This is a genomic window from Bradyrhizobium sp. JR3.5 (assembly GCF_054057015.1).
On record NZ_JBSRYV010000002.1, the window covers coordinates 1372973 to 1391233 of the forward strand.

13 protein-coding genes and 3 pseudogenes are annotated in these 18261 nt (G+C 64.4%); 6 read left to right on the plus strand and 10 right to left on the minus strand.

Going from position 1 to position 18261, the window contains the following annotated elements; all coding sequences use genetic code 11:
* Window positions 1-6 precede the first annotated feature (6 nt).
* Entirely contained in the window at window positions 7-987 is a 981-nt protein-coding gene (locus ACVWW1_RS23310; protein ID WP_456660659.1) for an RluA family pseudouridine synthase, read from the plus strand.
* A gap of 217 nt (window positions 988-1204) precedes the next feature.
* A complete protein-coding gene (gene rpoH, locus ACVWW1_RS23315; RefSeq protein ID WP_021077401.1) occupies window positions 1205-2101 on the plus strand; it encodes an RNA polymerase sigma factor RpoH in 897 nt (298 codons plus the stop codon).
* A gap of 260 nt (window positions 2102-2361) precedes the next feature.
* On the opposite strand, the pseudogene ACVWW1_RS23320 reads toward rpoH, so the two are convergent.
* Window positions 2362-3305, minus strand: a pseudogene (locus ACVWW1_RS23320) (IS630 family transposase).
* Window positions 3306-3489: 184 nt separating this feature from the next.
* On the opposite strand from ACVWW1_RS23320, the gene ACVWW1_RS23325 reads away from it, so the two are divergent.
* Window positions 3490-3990 carry a hypothetical protein gene (locus ACVWW1_RS23325; RefSeq protein WP_456657576.1) on the plus strand — a complete coding sequence of 167 codons (501 nt, stop codon included), beginning with the start codon at window positions 3490-3492 and terminating at the stop codon, window positions 3988-3990.
* A 103-nt stretch (window positions 3991-4093) separates the two neighbouring features.
* On the opposite strand, the pseudogene ACVWW1_RS23330 reads toward ACVWW1_RS23325, so the two are convergent.
* The 5 genes and pseudogenes from ACVWW1_RS23330 to ACVWW1_RS23350 form a co-directional block, all read right to left on the minus strand.
* A pseudogene (locus ACVWW1_RS23330) lies at window positions 4094-4967 on the minus strand (L,D-transpeptidase family protein).
* 1677 nt (window positions 4968-6644) lie between these two features.
* The gene (locus ACVWW1_RS23335; protein ID WP_456660660.1) at window positions 6645-7262 is read right to left on the minus strand and encodes a peptidoglycan recognition protein family protein; all 618 of its coding nucleotides are present in this window, start codon (window positions 7260-7262) and stop codon (window positions 6645-6647) included.
* 36 nt (window positions 7263-7298) lie between these two features.
* Window positions 7299-8513 carry a GGDEF domain-containing protein gene (locus ACVWW1_RS23340; protein WP_176529353.1) on the minus strand — a complete coding sequence of 405 codons (1215 nt, stop codon included), beginning with the start codon at window positions 8511-8513 and terminating at the stop codon, window positions 7299-7301.
* A 629-nt stretch (window positions 8514-9142) separates the two neighbouring features.
* Complete coding sequence (locus ACVWW1_RS23345) at window positions 9143-9754, minus strand: LysE family translocator (RefSeq protein WP_212313278.1); 612 nt, start codon at window positions 9752-9754, stop codon at window positions 9143-9145.
* Between the two features lie 135 nt (window positions 9755-9889).
* Window positions 9890-10291 (minus strand): response regulator, encoded by a 402-nt coding sequence (locus ACVWW1_RS23350; RefSeq protein WP_173638463.1) that lies wholly within the window; start codon window positions 10289-10291, stop codon window positions 9890-9892.
* A 156-nt stretch (window positions 10292-10447) separates the two neighbouring features.
* On the opposite strand from ACVWW1_RS23350, the gene ACVWW1_RS23355 reads away from it, so the two are divergent.
* Window positions 10448-11314 carry an SDR family NAD(P)-dependent oxidoreductase gene (locus ACVWW1_RS23355; RefSeq protein ID WP_456657577.1) on the plus strand — a complete coding sequence of 289 codons (867 nt, stop codon included), beginning with the start codon at window positions 10448-10450 and terminating at the stop codon, window positions 11312-11314.
* A 224-nt stretch (window positions 11315-11538) separates the two neighbouring features.
* Here ACVWW1_RS23355 and ACVWW1_RS23360 read toward each other — a convergent pair whose 3' ends face one another.
* The 4 genes and pseudogenes from ACVWW1_RS23360 to ACVWW1_RS23375 form a co-directional block, all read right to left on the minus strand.
* Window positions 11539-12387 (minus strand): FRG domain-containing protein, encoded by an 849-nt coding sequence (locus ACVWW1_RS23360; RefSeq protein ID WP_456657578.1) that lies wholly within the window; start codon window positions 12385-12387, stop codon window positions 11539-11541.
* A 151-nt stretch (window positions 12388-12538) separates the two neighbouring features.
* A complete protein-coding gene (locus tag ACVWW1_RS23365; RefSeq protein ID WP_456657579.1) occupies window positions 12539-13345 on the minus strand; it encodes a lytic murein transglycosylase in 807 nt (268 codons plus the stop codon).
* A gap of 55 nt (window positions 13346-13400) precedes the next feature.
* Window positions 13401-14344 (minus strand): annotated as a pseudogene (locus tag ACVWW1_RS23370) (DUF817 domain-containing protein).
* A gap of 70 nt (window positions 14345-14414) precedes the next feature.
* Entirely contained in the window at window positions 14415-14825 is a 411-nt protein-coding gene (locus ACVWW1_RS23375) for an ester cyclase (RefSeq protein ID WP_456657580.1), read from the minus strand.
* 515 nt (window positions 14826-15340) lie between these two features.
* Between ACVWW1_RS23375 and ACVWW1_RS23380 the strand changes: the two genes are divergently transcribed.
* Together ACVWW1_RS23380 and ACVWW1_RS23385 are read left to right on the plus strand one after the other, a co-directional pair.
* Entirely contained in the window at window positions 15341-17995 is a 2655-nt protein-coding gene (locus ACVWW1_RS23380) for a CHAT domain-containing protein (RefSeq protein WP_456657581.1), read from the plus strand.
* Window positions 17989-18177, plus strand: a complete 189-nt coding sequence (locus ACVWW1_RS23385; protein ID WP_456657582.1) for a CHAT domain-containing protein — start codon at window positions 17989-17991, stop codon at window positions 18175-18177. Before ACVWW1_RS23380 ends, ACVWW1_RS23385 begins: the two co-directional genes overlap by 7 nt.
* Window positions 18178-18261 lie beyond the last annotated feature (84 nt).

The following is an 18261-nucleotide window of genomic DNA, read 5'->3' on the forward strand; positions in this document are numbered from 1 at the left end:
CGGAAGCTGGAGGTCATCGTCGCGGGCGACGAGGGCTCGGCCCGGCTTGACCGCGTGCTCGCACAGCGCACCGCGGAGCTGTCGCGGTCCCGGCTGAAGGCGCTGATCCTCGCCGGTTCCGTGGCCGTCAAGGACGCCGTCGTGCGCGACCCCGCTTATCATGTCGCCAAGGGCGATACGATCATAATCGACGTGCCGGAGGCCGTGCCCGCCGAGCCTCAGGGCGAGGACATCGCGCTCGATATCGTGTTCGAGGACGACGACATCATCGTCATCAACAAGCCGAGGGGCCTCGTCGTGCATCCCGCGGCCGGCCACGCCACGGGAACACTGGTCAACGCGCTGATCGCGCATTGCGGCAGCAGCCTGTCGGGCATCGGCGGAGTCAAGCGGCCGGGCATCGTGCACCGCCTCGACAAGGACACCACAGGGCTGATGGTGATTGCCAAGAACGACCACGCCCATCAGTCGCTGACCGCGCAATTCGCCGACCACGGCCGCACCGGCCCGATGGAGCGCGGCTACATGGCGTTCGCCTGGGGCGTGCCGAACCGGCCCCACGGCACGATCGACGCGCCGATCGACCGCCATCCGCATGCCCGCGAGAAAATGGCGGTGCGCCAGAGCGGCCGCGAGGCGATCACCCACTTCGAGGTGCGAGAGAGTTTTGCCGGCCGCGACGGCAGGCCGGTCGCCTCGCTCTTGGCCTGCCGGCTCGAGACCGGGCGGACCCATCAGATCCGGGTCCACCTTGCCCATCTCGGCCATCCCCTGATGGGCGACAGCGTTTACGGCGCCCACTTCAAGACCAAGGCCGGGCAGCTCAGCGTGGAAGGTAAGGACGCACTCACCGCGCTCGATCGCCAGGCCCTGCACGCCTATCTGCTGGCTTTGGAACACCCCCGGACTGGGGAACTTTTGCACTGGGAGTCGGCTTTGCCGGAGGATTTGCTTCTCCTGCAGCAGGCGCTGGCAGCGGCGGTATGACGCACCCCCTGCTGAAAAGCCTTGCCATGACAACAGGTTATAGCTGCCACACGGGGACGTGACGTCAGCAATCCTTCCCTATCACGGACAGTTTGGTGTATGTTGCACCTGCGTTGAATATCCAACGCGGAACATCGCAGCATGGCCGGCTTTAACCCAGCGGCCACCTGCCGGGCCCGCCGCTATCGGGGGCCTGAACCACTGGAGGGCGCAAGTAATGGCCCGTACAGCTACGTTGCCGGTCCTCAATGGAGAATCCGGCCTCTCTCGATACCTCGCCGAGATCCGCAAGTTCCCCATGCTGGAGCCCCAGCAGGAGTACATGCTCGCCAAGCGTTGGCGCGAGCATGACGATCGCGACGCGGCGCATAAGCTTGTCACCAGCCATCTCAGGCTCGTGGCCAAGATCGCCATGGGCTATCGCGGCTACGGCTTGCCGATCTCCGAGGTCGTCTCGGAAGGCAATGTCGGCCTGATGCAGGCGGTGAAGCGATTCGAGCCCGAGAAGGGCTTCCGTCTCGCCACATACGCCATGTGGTGGATCAAGGCGTCAATACAAGAGTACATCCTGCGTTCCTGGTCGCTCGTGAAGATGGGCACCACCGCGAACCAGAAGAAGCTGTTCTTCAACCTGCGCAAGGCGAAGAGCAAGATCTCCGCACTGGAAGAGGGTGATCTCCACCCCGACCAGGTGAAGCTGATTGCCAAGCGCCTCGGCGTGACCGATCAGGACGTGGTCGACATGAACCGCCGCCTCGGCGGTGACGCGTCGCTCAACGCCCCGATCCGCGACGACGGCGAAGCCGGCGAATGGCAGGACTGGCTGGTCGACAACTCGCCCAACGCCGAAGCCTTGATGGCCGAGAGCGAGGAGTTCGATCATCGCCGCCAGGCCCTGAACGGTGCGATCGGCGTGCTCAACCCGCGCGAACGCCGCATCTTCGAGGCGCGGCGTCTGGCGGATGAGCCGATGACGCTGGAAGACCTCGCCGCCGAGTTCGGCGTGTCGCGCGAGCGCGTGCGGCAGATCGAGGTCCGCGCGTTCGAAAAGGTGCAGTCGGCCGTCAAGGGCACGATCGCCCGGCAGGAAGCCGCACTCGAAGCCGCGCACTGATCGCGCGGCGGCAAGCCAACAGACACGAAAGCCGGCGGCAACGCCGGCTTTTTTGTTGGCCGTTGACGGCGCGCCAGCTAACCGCCTCCCGGATGAGTAGGCTTGTCGTAGGTCGTTTGCGGGTGTATGTGCTGCCGCCCGGCGCCAACAGCCAACCCGCGCCTGTTCTGTTCAACGCTTTCAAGGGAGGCGGCATGAAGTTTAGATCGATACGTTCCGACCGCCGCCGCCCGTCTGTGATCGGCTAGAGCATGATGTGTTTATACGGAAACGTACCCTGAATTTTTGAGATAGTTGGCGCACTCCTCCTTGGAGAAGACGTCGAGGAGTTCGCCGACCTTGCGCCAAGTCGCTTCGACATCACGCGGCTGCGCGGCTCGCATCAGGTGTTTGAGCTTGGCGAAGACCTGCTCGATCGGATTGAGGTCGGGGCTATAGGGCGGCAGGAAGAGCAGATGGGCTCCTGTGGCGCGGATGGCGTTGCGCGCCGCCTTGCCCTTGTGACTGCCGAGATTGTCGAGAATGACGAGTTCACCCTTTGCGAGGGTCGGCGCCAGCACCTGCTCGACATAGAGGGTGAAGAGCTCGCCATTGATGGGGCCGTCGATGACCCATGGCGCGCTGATCCGGTCGTGGCGCAGCGCCGCGATGAAGGTCATGGTCTTCCAATGGCCGAAAGGCGCAGACGCCTGGAGACGTTGCCCACTCGGTCCCCAGCCTCGCAGCGGCGCCATGTTGGTTTTGATCCAGGTCTCGTCGATAAAGACCAGGCGCGAGGCGTCGATCCTGCCCTGATGGGTCTTCCAGCGCGTCCGTTTACGCGCGATATCGGGACGATCTTGTTCGGCCGGCAGGATCGTTTTTTTTGAAGCTCAGCCCTTCGGCATGGAACGAACGTCCACACTGCCCGCACGTCGGTCTTGATCCCGCGCGCAGCCAGTTCCTGCGTCAGCTTCCGCAAAGTGAATGGGCCGGAGCGAATGCGTTTGCGCAGCCAGTCGGCATCGGTGCCGGACAGAACCGGCTTCTTGTGACCGCCGATCTTGCCGGGAGAAACGCCTCCGGTCTCCCGCCGCAGATTCTTCCACTTTGTCACACAGGAAGGACTGATCTGAAGCGCTTCTGCAATCGAACGCACGGTCTCGCCCGCGTCAGCCCGCGCCAGAGCGAGTTCACGAAGATCTTCCGAATAGGGTCGCGTCATCCATGCTGGCCCCCGTTCCAGCATGGAGTTTGAATCAGAAATTGTCCCTTCTGGGAATCCCGATTCCGGCAAAAAACAACATGCTCTAGCGGTCACGCGCTGAACGCCGCTTCGCGGCAGTTCTTCCATTCATCCAATTTGGCTACGAGAGGCGTGACGCAACACGGCGTCGCGCCGTGTCGTCATGTATCTGCGGTTCGTTACACCGCTCATCCACCCGCACAGCCGTGTGGAGAGCGGCTTCTTTCGTGCGTCCTGGTATATCCACCGGAACGGCTGTCCGGATTGGATCCGGCAGGAGCTTTCGGAGCAGTTCAACTGGTACGGACAGCATCTACCGATCCCGGGCCGCATCGCGCGGCACTTCAAGCGGCGCGACTCGATCTGGGTGATTTGCTGGTTCGATCCCGACGCCCGCGAAGCGATCAGCCGCGCGCGCTACTGCGCCTGGCTGCTTGAGGAGGGCGGCCTGCCGGTGCGGACGATCACCACATCGCGCCAGCGCGAAGTGCTCTGGCGCGATGCGCACCAGGTCGTCACTAAGCCGTCAGCCGAACTTCCCAAGGCATTCTCCTGGACAAGGCGTTTGCCTAAACAAAGACCTTCCCCCCAACAGGCAAAGGTCCCGGCCGCGGAAAGCCAAATCCCCGACGAATGTACGCATCAAGCTCGAGAGCGCACATGACCGGCGCCGTCGGAATGCCCGCGACGGACCGTAGCCGAATCAAACCCGACCTCTCAAAGGTCTGCTTGGCCTCAGGTTGTAGATCTTAGACAAAGGAACTGAGTTATTGGGCATCGGCCATCTTCGGTCGAGCTGACAGCAACTGCACGTTCGTTGCCGAAGGTCGATTCGACGGCGACGCCGGGTCCTGCGTTGAGGCGGTGTAGGGCGGCGCTCCCTGGGATGGTCGATGGGCAGCTTGTGCCGAAAGCACGATCACTTTCGCGCCGACCTTCACCCGATCATAGAGGTCGACGACGTCCTCATTGGTCAGCCGGATACAGCCGGAGGAAACCCGCTTCCCAATCGTATCGGGCTTGTTGGTGCCGTGAATTCTATATTCGGTATCGCCGAGATACATCGCCCGGGCGCCGAGCGGATTGCCGGGACCGCCTGCCATAAACCGCGGCAGATAAGGCTGGCGCGAAATCATCTCTGCCGGCGGGCGCCAGTCCGGCCATTACTGTTTTGCGGGCCACGGTCTGTTCACCGGACCATGTGAAACCTTCGCGGCCGACGCCGATGCCGTAGCGCATCGCCTGTCCGTCGTTCAGAACGAGGTAAAGGAATGTGTTTCCGGTATCGATGACGACGGTGCCCGGCGGCTGGTGACTGACGTAATCAACCATCTGCCGAACAAATCTTCCGGGAGCATCAGCGGCTTTTGGTGTTTCGACCCGGAGCGCTGGGGCCGGGATCGGAACCGGAACTGACGCTGGTGCCTGAACTGGCGCCGATACGTGAACGGGAGTCGATGGCGTAGGACTGGATGGCGCCGGGACCTGGTGCGCGGCTTGCTTCCGTATCGGTTGAACGCTCGCCGGGCGCCACAGCAAACCGTACCCCAATGCGACAGCCGCCACGGCGCCAATTGCAACTCTTCCCGCCACCGGTAGCGCGAGCGCCTCAGTCTTCCCACGTTTGGCCCGCTTTGCCATGTCTTTCCCCCGATCCCTGTGCTTCGAACAGGTACCCAGCAAATTTTAACAAGCTTCGAAGCGATTTCGTTCAGGCTGGAATTCGCCAAGCGTCGTTAACGCCAGCTCTTGTTCCGCAAAGGTTGAGAGGAGCGCTCGACATCCAGGTAGTTTGTAGGACGGGTGGAGCGCGGCGATACCCAACATCCCACCGCGCAGCACAAGGTTGATGGGTATCGCTTCGCTACACCCATCTTACGAAGCTGTTTTTGGCATGATACTTCGGCGCGCACCTCGATCTGGGACGTGTACCCATAGATCCGCCTGCCGACGAATGTCCGCATTAGCCTCAGCAGCGGAAAAAAGAGGCTCTCTTGGCCATATCGGCTAAGGGGCCAGGAGGAGACAAGCACGACGTATTCGTGCCTTCGCTCTTGAACGTCGTCAGCTGTTTGTTTTGGCCGGCGCGACAGCAGAAGGGCAGATTCAAGCCGGCATGATTGTCAGCGTGCCGCTAAACTCTTCGCTATCTATCTCTGGACTAATTCACAGCATCGAATATGCCCGGACATCCAGCGGCCGAGAAGACGTCTGCCTATGCATTGCCTACGAAAACTCTGGTGAACTCGACATATGGAATAGCCTTAATCTAAAGAACGAGACGTTGGACGTACTGCCAGCTTCACAATCCATGTACCCCTCTTGCTGGCGGTCTTTGAGTGGCAACGACGTCCGCTTTGGGTCTTGGTTGTGTAAAAACGCTAAGATACCTGAGGGCGATAGAAGAAATTATCGTCTAAGACTGTCTTAGCCCTCACATTTGCAAGCTCATTTACCTCAGAGAGCGAACTGAGGAATGTAATTCTCGCTGCATTTCGATCTTTCGTGTTTTTACACAGCCAGGGCCAACAGGAGACACGCCGGCCATCGGTCTATGCCTGCCGCCGACGTCAATGCTCACGGTCGTCTCGCCGCTCGCTATAAACACTCAAGCACCCGCGGGCAACGAAGCAGGCCGCGGCCCCCCGCGACCGTTCGTTGCCCAGACTTCGGTGGCGCCGCTGGCGATCACCAGCGATAGCCATACCCGCGATAGTACCTAGGGCCGTAGGCGTATGCGGGGCGAATAACGCGCCGGTACGCGGGACGAGCATAGTAAGACCGGTATCCGCCGTAGTATGCGGGGGCGTAGCCGTAGTCATAGTATGCCGGCGCATAGCCGCCGTAATACGCGGGGGCGTAACCCCCGTAATAGCCATAACCCGGTCCGCCGTAGTAGCCGTAACCTGGGCCATAGGCGTAGGCGCTGGAGGCTATGCCACCAACTACCGCCGCTCCGATTAGTCCGGCCGCGAGTCCAGCGCCCCAGCCACCACCACGCCACGCTTGGGCCGGTGATGGGGCCACCAAGGCAGAGACACCGATGGTGGCAGCGGTCACTAACGCCAATGCTGCTTTCTTCATTTCCGAAGCCTCCGTTGTTCCCGGAACTTCAACCGACAATCCAGCGATAGTTTCCTCCGACCGCCGTTGGCGGAACGGTTTCCGCGAAATTTAATACTGATGAACGGCTTGGGAAAGCAAAACCACGGCGTCCCAATGTCCGTGTCGGGGTCACAAGGCGACATCCCCGCGGTCTAGACCGCGTGTCCGCTTCGTCCCCGAAGCGGGCGTCCCGGATTTTAATGAGCACGCGCCCTATTCTCCCCACTCCCGCGCCATGGTCGCGAGCGCGCAGCCTTCGCAATAGCGGGCGTCCTTGAAGTCGATCCAGTTGTGCGCGTAGACGCGCTCCAGCGGGATGCCGTAACGCGCGCGCAGCAGCTTCACCAGCACCCGCCAGGCGGCGATCTGTGCCTCGGTCGGGCCCCTCGTGACATCGGGAAAATTGCCGGCGAACTCGACGCCGATCGAGGTGTCCTTGTTCACCTGGCGATAGGTCTTGCTGTTGTCGATGTACTTGTTGTCGTTGCGGTCGGCGCCATCGGTATGGGTTGGGACCAGATTGTCGGCGATCGCCCAATAGACCGTGCCGTCGGTTTCGACCCAAACCATCACGCCGCGGCGGGTCGGGTTCCTGTGCTGCTCGGCGGCGCCATTTCGTGCCGAGCCGGCCGGGCCTTCGGTCTGGTGGACGATGATGTTGCGCCACGGATGGGATTTGGCGACTTCGCCCCAAGGCGACAACCACACCATCTTCAACCCGGGAATCTCGGGCGTACCCTGCGATCGCGCGATCGCTGCAAGATCGGTTTCGGCCGATACGGCGGAGGACAGCACGAGCGCAAGGAGTGCGGTGAGCAGGCGAGGCATCATCACGGAGAGATCCAGTGTGGCCCCTCGCTAGCACGCTCAGGCGCGCTTGCGCAGGGTCTCCTCCACGAGAGCGACCATCTCGGACGGCAGCTTCGGCTCATAGGTCGCGTAGCCGTTCTTGCCGCCCTTCTTGGCGTCGTAGAGCGCATGGTCGGCGGCGGCGACCAGGCGGTCGGGATGCAGGCCGATCTCGCGGGTCCATTGCGCAACGCCGATCGAGACCGCGATCGGAATGTCATTGCCGGTGCACTGCTCGGCGTCGGCGCGACAGACTTCCAGCACGCGGCGGGCAATCATGGCGCCCTCGCGCAGCGTCGAGGACGGCAGCACGATGCAGAACTCGTCGCCGCCGGTGCGGGCCAGCATGTCGCCCGGGCGGAGCCTCGTCTGCGCCATCAGCGTGAAGTGCTGCAGGCAGGCGTCGCCGGCGGCATGGCCATGGGTGTCGTTGATGCCCTTGAAGCCGTCGAGGTCGATCACCAACAGCGCGAACGCCTCGCCGTTGCGGTCGGAGCGCGCGCATTCCTCGGTCAGCCGCTGCAACAGATGGCGGCGGTTGCCGACGCCGGTGAGATCGTCGAGCAGCGCGAGGTCGGCGACCTCGTTGCGCAGCCGGTCGATCGCCATCAGCAGGAAGCCGAAATTGAGCGCCATCGACAGGAACACCATCAGCAGGATCACCAGCGACTGGCTCGCACTGAAGCGAACGAAGGAGAACTCGCCGGGCTGCAGCAAGGCGCCGACGAGGCGCAGCGCATAGATGCCGATCAGCACCGAGGCGACGATGCCGGCAAGGCGCGCGCCGGGGCTGACGCGGCCGTTCTCGGGCGACAGCAACAGCTTCAGCGTCAACGCAAACGGCATGACCTGGGCGACGGTGTAGACCAGGATGCGCATCGGCATGCTGTTATAGGCAAAGATGAAGAAGCCGAGGCCGGCGCAGGCGAATACGGTCGACAGCGCGGTGCTGCGCCAGCCGACCGGCTTGCCGTAGAAGCGCTCGATGCCCATCGCGGCAAGGCCGGCGGCGAACACCATCAGCGTCCCTGCCGCAAGCAGCGGCAGAAGCGAGTCCGTCATCATCACGCGGAGCATCGCGCAGGCGGCGCCGGCGGACGCGACGAAGGTGGACGCGGTCCAGAACCGCGCCGCACCGAAAGCTGGATAGCTGCGCGCGACATAGGCCCAGATCAGGCCGAGCGCGAGAAAATTGATAACGAATACCGTCCAAAGCGTCGGAACGCTCAACATCGCCCCTGTTCGAGACCCGTATCGGCCTCGCCTCTCCTGAAATGACCGTCCGCCCCTGGGGCGTTTCTCCCAATGGCAATCCCCGTTGCCTTGCGGGACAGGATGCGGCCGCGCCGCTTAACGGACTCTCACCCGCCACGCGCCAATCCGCGCTGTGGTTTTGAATTGATGAAGATCGGCGCACCGGCCGTTTGCGCGTCGTTAAGCATGACGGATGCGACGCCGCCGCGACACGTGACACGCGCACACTGACGAAAAACTGGCGAAAACACGTAACAGCTGTGGATAACACGATGACAGTGCAGTGACAGCACGCGGCAGCAGCCTCCGAATCTGCTGAGTTTGATACTGAGGATGTTGCGAGGCTGGCCCTCCGCCAAGCATGCCTCGGAGTCGCGTTCAATCCATTAAACCCTGAGAGGATACTATGGCTAAGAAAGCGAAGAAGGCGAAGAAGGCGAAAAAGGCCACCAAGAAGAAGGCCGCCAAGAAGTAACCAATTTCTCGCCCGGGTAGCGGCTCATGCCCTGCCCGGGCACCCGATCCAGACCATCCAGGCAGGGACGCAAGGCAGCAGGCGCAAAGCCTGCTTTTTTATTGCCTGCCGCAAGGCGCGAGGCAATGCGAACTCAGCGCTCCGCGAAGGCGAGCTTGGCGCCGAGCAGGGCAAAGCCCGCGGCAAAGCTGCGCCGCAGCCAGGCCATCACCTTCGGGCGGGTGATGACGCGGTCGCGCACCGACGCCGCGAACAGCCCGTAGACTGCGAACACCGCAAAGGTCATCGCCATGAACACACCGCTGAGCTCGACCATCCGCGCCAGCGGGTGGGGTTCGTCGACGGCGATGAACTGCGGCAGGAAGGCCAGGAAGAAGATCGACAGCTTTGGATTGAGGATGTTGATCAGGATCGCGGTCACGATCACCCGCCCGCTCGAGCGCGGCTTGATCTCGGTGTCGACGGCGAGCGCGCCGCGCTCGCGCAGCGCCTGCCAGGCCATATAGAGCAGATAGACCACGCCGCCCCATTTCAGCGCCGCGAACGCCATCGCGCTGGTGTGCAGGATGGCGGCAAGGCCGAGCATCGCCGCGATCATCTGCGGCACGATCCCGAGCGTGCAGCCGAACGCCGCCGCCACGCTCGCGCGCGAGCCTCGGGTCAGCGCCACCGCCAGGGTGTAGAGCACGCCGGTGCCGGGCGAGGCGACCACGATCAGGGTGGTCAGCAGGAAGGACCAGGTCATTTCAAAATCCCCAGGGACATCAGCCGCCAATATCACGTCCCGCCCCCGGGGCGGAAGCAGCCACCGGCTGGCGGCTCCTCCCCCGCGCTGACAACTCTGTTATGAGGGCCCTGGGCTTGTCAGGACCTGGTCTTGTCAGAACCTGCGGACCCCACCGCCCGACAGCGCCGACGCCTTCGTCTCGGCGACGCGGATCACGTCCAGCGGCGCCCAGGGTTTTGCCCAGAACGTCGCGCCGTCAGGCAGGCGCTGCCGCAGCGGCTTGCCCGAGGTCACGATCACATCGAGATCGGGGCTGTAAATCTTGGCGACATAGGCGAGCTCGACGCCGGTCATGTTTCCGGCCAACTCGACATCCGTCAACATCAACACGACACTGTCGCCGTTGCTCCGCAGCACCAATTCCGCGGCCTCCGCGCTCTCGCAGGAGATGACCTCGAACTCGCTCTCCTCGAGCAGCAATTCGATCATCTGGCGCTGCATAGGGTCGTCTTCGACAACCAGGGCCTTCGCACGACAGGGTCTCGATTGTCCCATGGCTGGGCCTCCCTTGGGTTGAATGCCTCGGTTTGAGAGTGTGACGAGGGTCAAACACCTGGGCGCTGGATAGTTCGGTTCCAATCTGAAAAAATGGGGAAACCCGCCGTGTTCCTCACGGCTCCCGCCCCCTCGTTGAGATGGAGCTGACCTGACATGACCGCGATCTCTGGATCTGCCGCCGCCGTAACCGGGGCCGCCAGCGGCATCGGCCGCGCGCTCGCGCATGAACTGGCGCTGCGCGGTTGCGATCTGGCGATCGCCGACCGCGACGAGGCCGGCCTGCAGGCCGCCGCCGCCGAGATCGCCAAGGCGAGCCCGCGCAAGGTCACGGTGCATCGCCTCGATGTCAGCGAGCCCGGGCAGATCACGGCATTTGCCGAGGCCGCCAGTGCCGCCCATCCCGGGCTCAACATCGTGGTCAACAATGCGGGCGTCGCGCTGCTCGGCCAGTTCGACGAGATCGAGCAGGCGCAGATGGAGTGGCTGTTCAACATCAATTTCTGGGCCGTGGTGCACGGCAGCCGCGCCTTCCTGCCGCTGCTTTCGCGGCAGCGCGAGGCGCATATCGTCAACATCTCCTCGATCTTCGGCATTCTCGCGCCGCCCGGCCAGAGTGCCTACTGCGCGGCCAAGTTCGCGGTGCGCGGCTTCTCGGAAAGCCTGCGCCACGAGCTTGCGGTGGCGAATAGCCCGGTGCGGCTCTCCGTCGTGCATCCCGGCGGCGTCGCCACCAACATCGCGCGCAACTCGCGCACCGGCGCCGGCATCACCGACAATGCCCGCCGATCCGAAGCGATCGAGCGTTTCGACGCGCTGGCCAGGACCACGCCGACCGCAGCCGCGCAGCGCATCATCGCCGGCATCGAGAAGAACCAGCCGCGCATCTTGATCGGCAAGGACGCCCGCTTCATGGACCTGCTGCAACGCTTCCGCCCCGCGACCTACTGGAAGGTGATGCAGCGGCTGATGGAGAAGACGGCGGCGCGGCGGCTGGCGCGCGAGGCGGCGAGGGCCGGTTGAATGTGCGGCGGCGCGGCGTGAGGCCCTGCAGCGCAGACGCGGCACACACCCGTCGTCCCAGCGAACTCATCAGATCCGTCATCCTTGAGGTGCGAGCGCAGCGAGCCTCGAAGGATGCACGGCCCGACCGGTGGCCGTCGACCCTTCGAGACGGCCGCTGCGCGGCCTCCTCAGGGTGACGGTGATTCATCTTCAACGCTGTGCTAATCCGCCCAACGCATACCTTACCCTTCCAACTGCTTCTTCACCCCGAGCGCCAGCCGAAACAGCGGATCGCTTCGCTCCGACGGATAGAGCGCGCTCTTCGTGAACTGCGGGAAATTGTCGTTCTTCCAGAACGACGCCGGCGCGAACAAGAATTTTGCGACCAGCCGCCGGCCGAAATCCATCTCGTAGGGGAAATAGTTCTCCTTCTGCTCGGTGCCGGACATTTCAGGATATTCGCCGAGCAGATAGCCCTCCTGGATATGCGGCCGCACCGCCGCCGGCGGGCAGACGCTGGAGAGCCGCACGATCTGCAGGCCGGCCTCGGCGCTCGCGGTGATCGCGCCGCTGAGGTTCGGCACGCCGAGCACATAGAGGAAGGCGGTGCCGGTCTCCGCCAGCGACGCAAACGACGCCGCGATCCGGATCGAATGGGTGACGTCGAGCAGCGGCGTGGTGCAGACCTCGTAATGCTGCAGGATCGACCAGCGCAGGATGCGATGCCGTTTCAGCCGCTCCAGCCCGAGCAGCTTTGCTTTCGCGTATTCCGCAATCAGGATCTGCTCGGCGCGGGCCAGCGCCGCGAACCGCGACGCCAGCGTCGCGCGGTCCGGATTGCCGCGGCCGGCCCGGAACAGCGTCGGCTTCAGCGACGAGTTGCGCTTGACGTTCCTGAAATCGGCGCCCTGGCCGCGAAACAGCAGCACATGGTCGCGGTTGAGGAATTGCAACTCGGCGATCTTGGTCGCGAGCTCGAGATAGGAGCCAACGCGATGGCCCGGCCCCTCCCGCACCGCCGCGTTCTTCGCGATCTGGCATCCGCGGCGGTCAAAGAACGACCAGATTTTTTGGCTGCCGATGGTTTCCATGGGACGTCACTCATTCTCAACTCGTCATTCCGGGGCAGCCCGCAGGGCTGAGCCCGGAATCCATTCCACCACGGATTTTGCGGCCCGATGGATTCCGGGTTCTCGCTTCGCGAGCCCCGGAATGACGGGTGGAGTTAACCGCAGCTCCTCGTCACCGTCCCACGAGCTGATCGGCAAAGTACCCGATGGTCTTGCGATAGATCACCGCCCTGTTCCACTCGCGCATCGCCTCGAAATTCGCGCTGCCTTCGCCATAGGGCGCGCCCATCTTGAAGCCGTTCGAGTGCAAGAGATTCGCGGTCGAGGCCAGCACGTCCGGCACCGAGTGGCGCAGATCGACATGGCCGTCGCCGTCGAAATCGACGCCATACTTGATGTAGGACGACGGCAGGAATTGCGTCTGGCCGATCTCGCCGGCATAGGCACCGATCATGTCGTTGAGCCTGAGGTCGCCGCGTTGCAGGATCTTGAGCGCGGCGAGCAGCTCGCCCTGGAACAGGTCGGTGCGGCGGCAATCATGCGCCAGCGTGGCCAGCACGCGGAACACCGGCAGCTTGCCCATGTCGCCCTTGCCGAAATCGGTCTCCAGCCCCCAGATCGCGACCAGGATCTGGCGCGGCACGCCGTATTGCTGCTCGATCTTCGAGAGCAGCGCGGCGTGCCGCTGCAACATGGCGCGGCCACCATTGATGCGCCCGGCGCCAACGCGGGTTGCGACATACTGCTCGAAGGTCTTGTTGAAGGTGTAGCGCTGCCGCCGGTCGAAGGCGAGCACCCCGCCGTCCTGCTGCACACCGCCGAGCGCCTGCGAGATCACGTCCTGCTGGATGCCGGCGCTGGCTGCCTCCTGCGAGAACGACTGGACGAAGGCCGGAAAACTGCCGCCGCAGCGGGCGGCATAGGAGGGGGTGGCAAGCAGCAAGGCGCCGAATACAACCGCCAAACGACACCTGAGCATGCAACAATCCCTCCTGCTTCGAATGGCCGATCATGCCACGGAGCAAACGAAGCAGTCAAAGCATCGGCACCGACGCTTGACCGGTGACCTCGTCGTCCCGCCGCCGCACGCCGGCACCCGCATTCTCGAATCTCCACTTCCGCGGCGGATTGACCAGGCTGACCAGCGTGTAGCTGATGATCAGAAGCAGGAACCAGGAGCCGAGCTTGTCGATCGAGACCATCGACCAGCCGAGCCGCTGCGACGATAGAGCCAGGTTTTGGTGAAGGTGCCAATGTTCTCGGTGAACCAGATGAACAGCGCCACCAGCACGAGGCCGAGCAGCAGCGGCATCGAGCGGTAGCTGGTCCAGACCTTGAAATGGACGCTGGCGCGGCCGAACAGCCAGATCGCCCAGCCGAACAGCAGCCAGCGCAGGTCGATGACGTAGTGATGGCTGAAGAAGTTGACATAGATCGCGACGCTGAGGACGATCAGGCCGAGGCGGCGCGGATGCTGCGAGAAGCGGAAATCGAACAGTCGCCAGCAGCGGCAGATGTAGCTGCCGATGCAGGAATACATGAAGCCCGAGAACAGCGGCACGCCGCCGATATGGAAGATGCTGGACTCCGGATAGATCCAGGATCCGACCGAGGTCTTGAAAATCTCCATCGCCGTGCCGACGACATGGTAGATCAGGACGACCCTGGCCTCCTCCCATGTCTCGAGCTTTCCTGCCAGTAGCGCGGCCTGAACGGCGAGCATGCAGAGAAACAGGAAATCGTAGCGCGAAAGCGCCGCGTCCGGCGGATAGAAGCGCCAGGCGCTGATCATCAGCGCCACCGCGATGCTGCCGAACAGGCAGGCCCAGGCCTGCTTCACGCCGAAGCGCAGGAATTCGTAGAGACCCGCGGTCCAGCGGCGCTGGGCCATGAACAGGCCGAGGCGATGCTCGCCGGTGATGAAGCGGCGAGGCGGCCAGTTGGCCGCGGCGCTCGCGATCGGTCTGACTGGTGTCAGCTTGTGATGCACGCCGCGGACGATGGCCGTGGATCACGGTCGCAGCGCGGCGGAGTTGTGCAGATTTCCCTCAATCCCTGAGCTGGCGCTCCAGATCGACGAAGTCGATTTCGGCCCAGCGCTCGGAGATCCTGCCGTCGTGAATCCGCCAGAACGTCATGCCGCGGAATTCGACGTGGCGGCCGGTCGGGGCAATGCCGCGCCACGGGCTACGGTGCCGGCCGCGCCAGACGAAGCGGCCGGCGACGATGTCGCGCTCGGCCACCAGGCATTCCGCCACCGCCGACATGTCGGCGAACGTCTCGTGCATGGCCGTCGCATGCGCGATCACTTCATCCGCGCTCATCCGCTTGCCGGCGGCATGGTCGAAGAAGTCGGACGCCAGCTGCGCGCGGATCGCATCGGGATCGAGACGATTGGTCACGGCGTCGCAATGCGCGAGCACCAGCGCCTTGTTGGCGTCGAGGGTGGCGTTGGACATCGGCGGGGCGCCTTCAATCAAAGTAAAAGTTGCAGAAAAGGAAGGATGCGCCTCATACGCGAATCGAACCGGACGGTGCAAGTGACGATGGTCAGCAAAACCTCAGCTTTCGACCGGCGCGCGTTTCTATTCCGAAGCGAAAGGCGGTCGCCGGCAACGTGCGGCGACTTGCGCGCGGGCTGCCGCTCCCGGAGCCAGCCCGATGCGTACAGCATAACCAGCCGGCATGCCGGCGGTAACATCATCCGATGGCTTGACCATGCCGGTGGCATGCAAGCGGCGGTGCACGGCATGGCGGCGGAGCAATTCGAGGCGCGATGCGTGAACGCCGGAGGCGCTGGCGGCGACCAAGAAGCACGAGTTCGGCTCGCCGGTTCCGCGCCACGCGCGACCGGCCGCCGTGTCTTGTTCATGCAAAGGCGCGCCGCTAAAGCGTCGTGGGCCTGATGCGACGAAGCCGTCATTTGCGAGGAACGCGATCCGATGACGGACGACACGATGAGGATGTGCCATCGATGATGATCACCGGGGGGTTCGTACGTGCGCGCAGGGTTGCCGCATCGCTCAGTATCATCCTCGTGTTCGGCGCTGTTCTGATCGGACCGATCGACACCGCCGCAGCGCAGGACACCCGCGCCAAGCGCACGCCGGCGCAAGGCGCCGGCAGCACGCAGGCGATCGCCGTGCAGATGAAGAACGCCATTGCGCTGACGCGCGGCGGCAAGTTCGACGCGGGCTATGCACAGCTGCTTACGGCACTGGATGCGGCGGACAAGCTCGACGACGCGCAGTTCGTCATGGAGCAATATTTCGACGCGACAGCCACGCTGCGCGCGGTGAAACGCGATGACCTCGCCGAGAAGCTGTTCGTGCGGGCGTTCCAGGGCAAGGCTGCCGCGCAATCGCCGCCCGGCAATGCCGATGTGCTCCTGATGTACGCGATCCTCATATCCGACCACGCCAGGATCGCGGAGGCGGTCCCGCTCTACATGAAAGCGATCGCGGCCTTCAACGCCTATTGGGGCGAAGGCTCCGAGGAATCGCTGATCGCGAGCGACAAGCTCGCGGTGGCGCTGTCGGCCAACGGCTCGGCGGCGTCGGCGACCAATATCGGCCGGCGCAATTTCGAGCGCGCGGAAAAGGCGCTGGGGCCCGACCACCGCACCACCTGGAAGCTCGCCAACAATTATGCCGACATGCTGCGCGAGATCGGCGCGCCGGCGAAGGCGCTCGAGCTCGATCTGTTCGCGATCGAGAAGCGCGCCAAACATTACGGCGAGAACCATCTCAATACGCTGGTGACGGTCAACAACGCCGGACAGGATTTTCTCAATCTCGGCCGCTTCGACGACGCCCGCCGCTACTTCCGCCGGCATCGCGCGATCGCGACGGTGCTTGCGCCGAAGGATCCGAGCTTCGCCGGCCAGGCCGATGCGTGGCTGTTCTACACCGACATGCTCGCCACCGGCGACGCCGCGATGCCGCAAGCCGACCTGGAGCGGCTGGAGGCGATCGTCGCCAATGAGGAGAATTTTGCGGACTTCCTGCGCATCAAGGCCGCGGTGCTGGCCGCCGGCCAGCGCGAGCAGCGCGGCGAACCCGACAAGGGCATGCGGCTGCGCGAGACCGCGTTTGCGATTTCGACCCGCGCCTTCACCGCGCAGCATCCGCTCAGCTTCGAGATCAAGCTCGGCATCGCGGTGGCGCTGATCGCGACCGATCCGAACCGCGCGGTGCGCGCGTTCACCGCGCTCGACCGCGAGATGTTCGACTGGATGAAGCGCGAGGTCGGCACATCAGGCGATCGCGCCGTCGCGGAGGCAATCCGCGCCCATGCCGACCATCTGCTGTTCGCGTTCGGCCGCTTCGCCACCTCCGCCGGATCGTCGGTGGCACAGCCAGCCTTTGCCGCCGCCGTGCTGCGCTGGAAGACGCTCGGCGGCGGCGACGCCACGGCGCTGCGCCAGCTCGAGACGCAAATGGCGGGCAAGGACGAGGAGACCGCGGCGCTGCTGCGCGCGGCGCTGCGGCTCAACGGCGAGAAGCAGGAGCTGTTCTCCTCGGGCAATATCGACGACTGGGCGAGGTCCGTGTGGCAGCGGCAGGACGCGACCGAGAAGGCGCTGAACAAGCGGCTCGATGCGATCGGCGTGAAGCTGCCGCAGGACCCGATCCGCCCCTCGCAGCTGCTCGCGCCTGACGAAGCCGTCATCAACTACTTCATCACGCGGCAATGGAAGGCGGACCGCCAGTCGAAGCAGCCGCTGGCGGCGACCGTGCTTTACGCCATCGTCGAGACCGCAACGAGCGAGCCGCGCGTGATCGATCTCGGCGATCCCGGCCGGATGGTCGACACCGGCGTGCGGACCGAGATCGCGCGGTTGCGTGCGACGCAGGCCGCCGCGCCGGATCGCGATGCCAAGGCAGCAGACGACAAGGTGCCCGACGACAAGGCGCTCGACAGCAAAGGCCGCTTCCAGAACCTCCGCGCGCGGCTGTTCGCGCCGCTGGAGCCTGTCCTGAAGGACAAGACCACGCTCTATGTGGTGCCGGACGGCTTCCTGTTTGCCGTGCCGTTCTCGCTGCTGCCCGGCGCCGACGGCGGGCTGCTCGAGGACAGGTACACCATCCGGATGCTGACCAGCCCCGAAGCGCTGATCGCAATCCATGCGCGCGAGACGCTCGACCGGACGGGCGCGATGCTGCTCGCCGGCGGCCTCGAATACGGCCAGCCCGGGCCGATGCCCCTGCCCGGCACGAAGGCCGAGATCGAGGCGATCGCCAAGCTCGCCCGCGCGCGCGGCGCGCCGGTCGAGATGCTGACCGGGCGCGGCGTCAGCGAAGCTGTGCTGCGCGAGGCGATCGGCAAGGCCCGCATTGCGCATCTGGCGACCCACGGCTTCTATCACGACAGCACGGCGTCCGGCCTCGACACGCTCTGGCAAAGCGGCATCGTGCTGTCCGGCGCCGGCGACAGCCGGTGGCCGCTGCGCGACGACAAGGACGGCTATCTCTATGCGTTCGAGGTGATGGACTGGGACCTGTCCGGCCTCGATCTGCTGGTGCTCTCGGCCTGCGAGACCGGCCGCGGTGACGAGAGTTTTGTCAGCGGCCTGCGCGGCCTGCCGACCGCGCTCGGCATCGCCGGCGCCCGCCGCGCGCGATGCTGACGCTGTGGCCGGTCGCCGACGAGGGCACCGCCAACTTCACCGTCCGCTTTTATGAGCACCTGGCGGAGGGCCTGACCTATTCGGATGCGCTGCGCCAGACCCGGCGCGATGCGCGCGACGGCAAGGTCGCGGGCGCCAGGGACGCGAGCGTGTGGGCGGCGTTCGTGCTGTTCGAGGGCTGAGGCATCGCCCCGCCTTGCGCAAGGGCCGTACGCCGCCGAATCATGCAGGGCAGATCGGCACGAGCGGCAGGTAATTTGCTTTGA

Bases quoted from the DNA above. Each gene is read 5' to 3' on its own strand.
- ACVWW1_RS23350 (WP_173638463.1), bottom strand. From the start codon at position 10,291: ATGGGACAATCGAGACCCTGTCGTGCGAAGGCCCTGGTTGTCGAAGAC.
- ACVWW1_RS23385 (WP_456657582.1), top strand. From the start codon at position 17,989: ATGCTGACGCTGTGGCCGGTCGCCGACGAGGGCACCGCCAACTTCACC.
- ACVWW1_RS23335 (WP_456660660.1), bottom strand. From the start codon at position 7,262: ATGATGCCTCGCCTGCTCACCGCACTCCTTGCGCTCGTGCTGTCCTCC.
- rpoH (WP_021077401.1), top strand. From the start codon at position 1,205: ATGGCCCGTACAGCTACGTTGCCGGTCCTCAATGGAGAATCCGGCCTC.
- ACVWW1_RS23380 (WP_456657581.1), top strand. From the start codon at position 15,341: ATGATGATCACCGGGGGGTTCGTACGTGCGCGCAGGGTTGCCGCATCG.
- ACVWW1_RS23355 (WP_456657577.1), top strand. From the start codon at position 10,448: ATGACCGCGATCTCTGGATCTGCCGCCGCCGTAACCGGGGCCGCCAGC.
- ACVWW1_RS23345 (WP_212313278.1), bottom strand. From the start codon at position 9,754: ATGACCTGGTCCTTCCTGCTGACCACCCTGATCGTGGTCGCCTCGCCC.
- ACVWW1_RS23375 (WP_456657580.1), bottom strand. From the start codon at position 14,825: ATGTCCAACGCCACCCTCGACGCCAACAAGGCGCTGGTGCTCGCGCAT.
- ACVWW1_RS23365 (WP_456657579.1), bottom strand. From the start codon at position 13,345: ATGCTCAGGTGTCGTTTGGCGGTTGTATTCGGCGCCTTGCTGCTTGCC.
- ACVWW1_RS23360 (WP_456657578.1), bottom strand. From the start codon at position 12,387: ATGGAAACCATCGGCAGCCAAAAAATCTGGTCGTTCTTTGACCGCCGC.
- ACVWW1_RS23340 (WP_176529353.1), bottom strand. From the start codon at position 8,513: ATGTTGAGCGTTCCGACGCTTTGGACGGTATTCGTTATCAATTTTCTC.
- ACVWW1_RS23325 (WP_456657576.1), top strand. From the start codon at position 3,490: ATGTATCTGCGGTTCGTTACACCGCTCATCCACCCGCACAGCCGTGTG.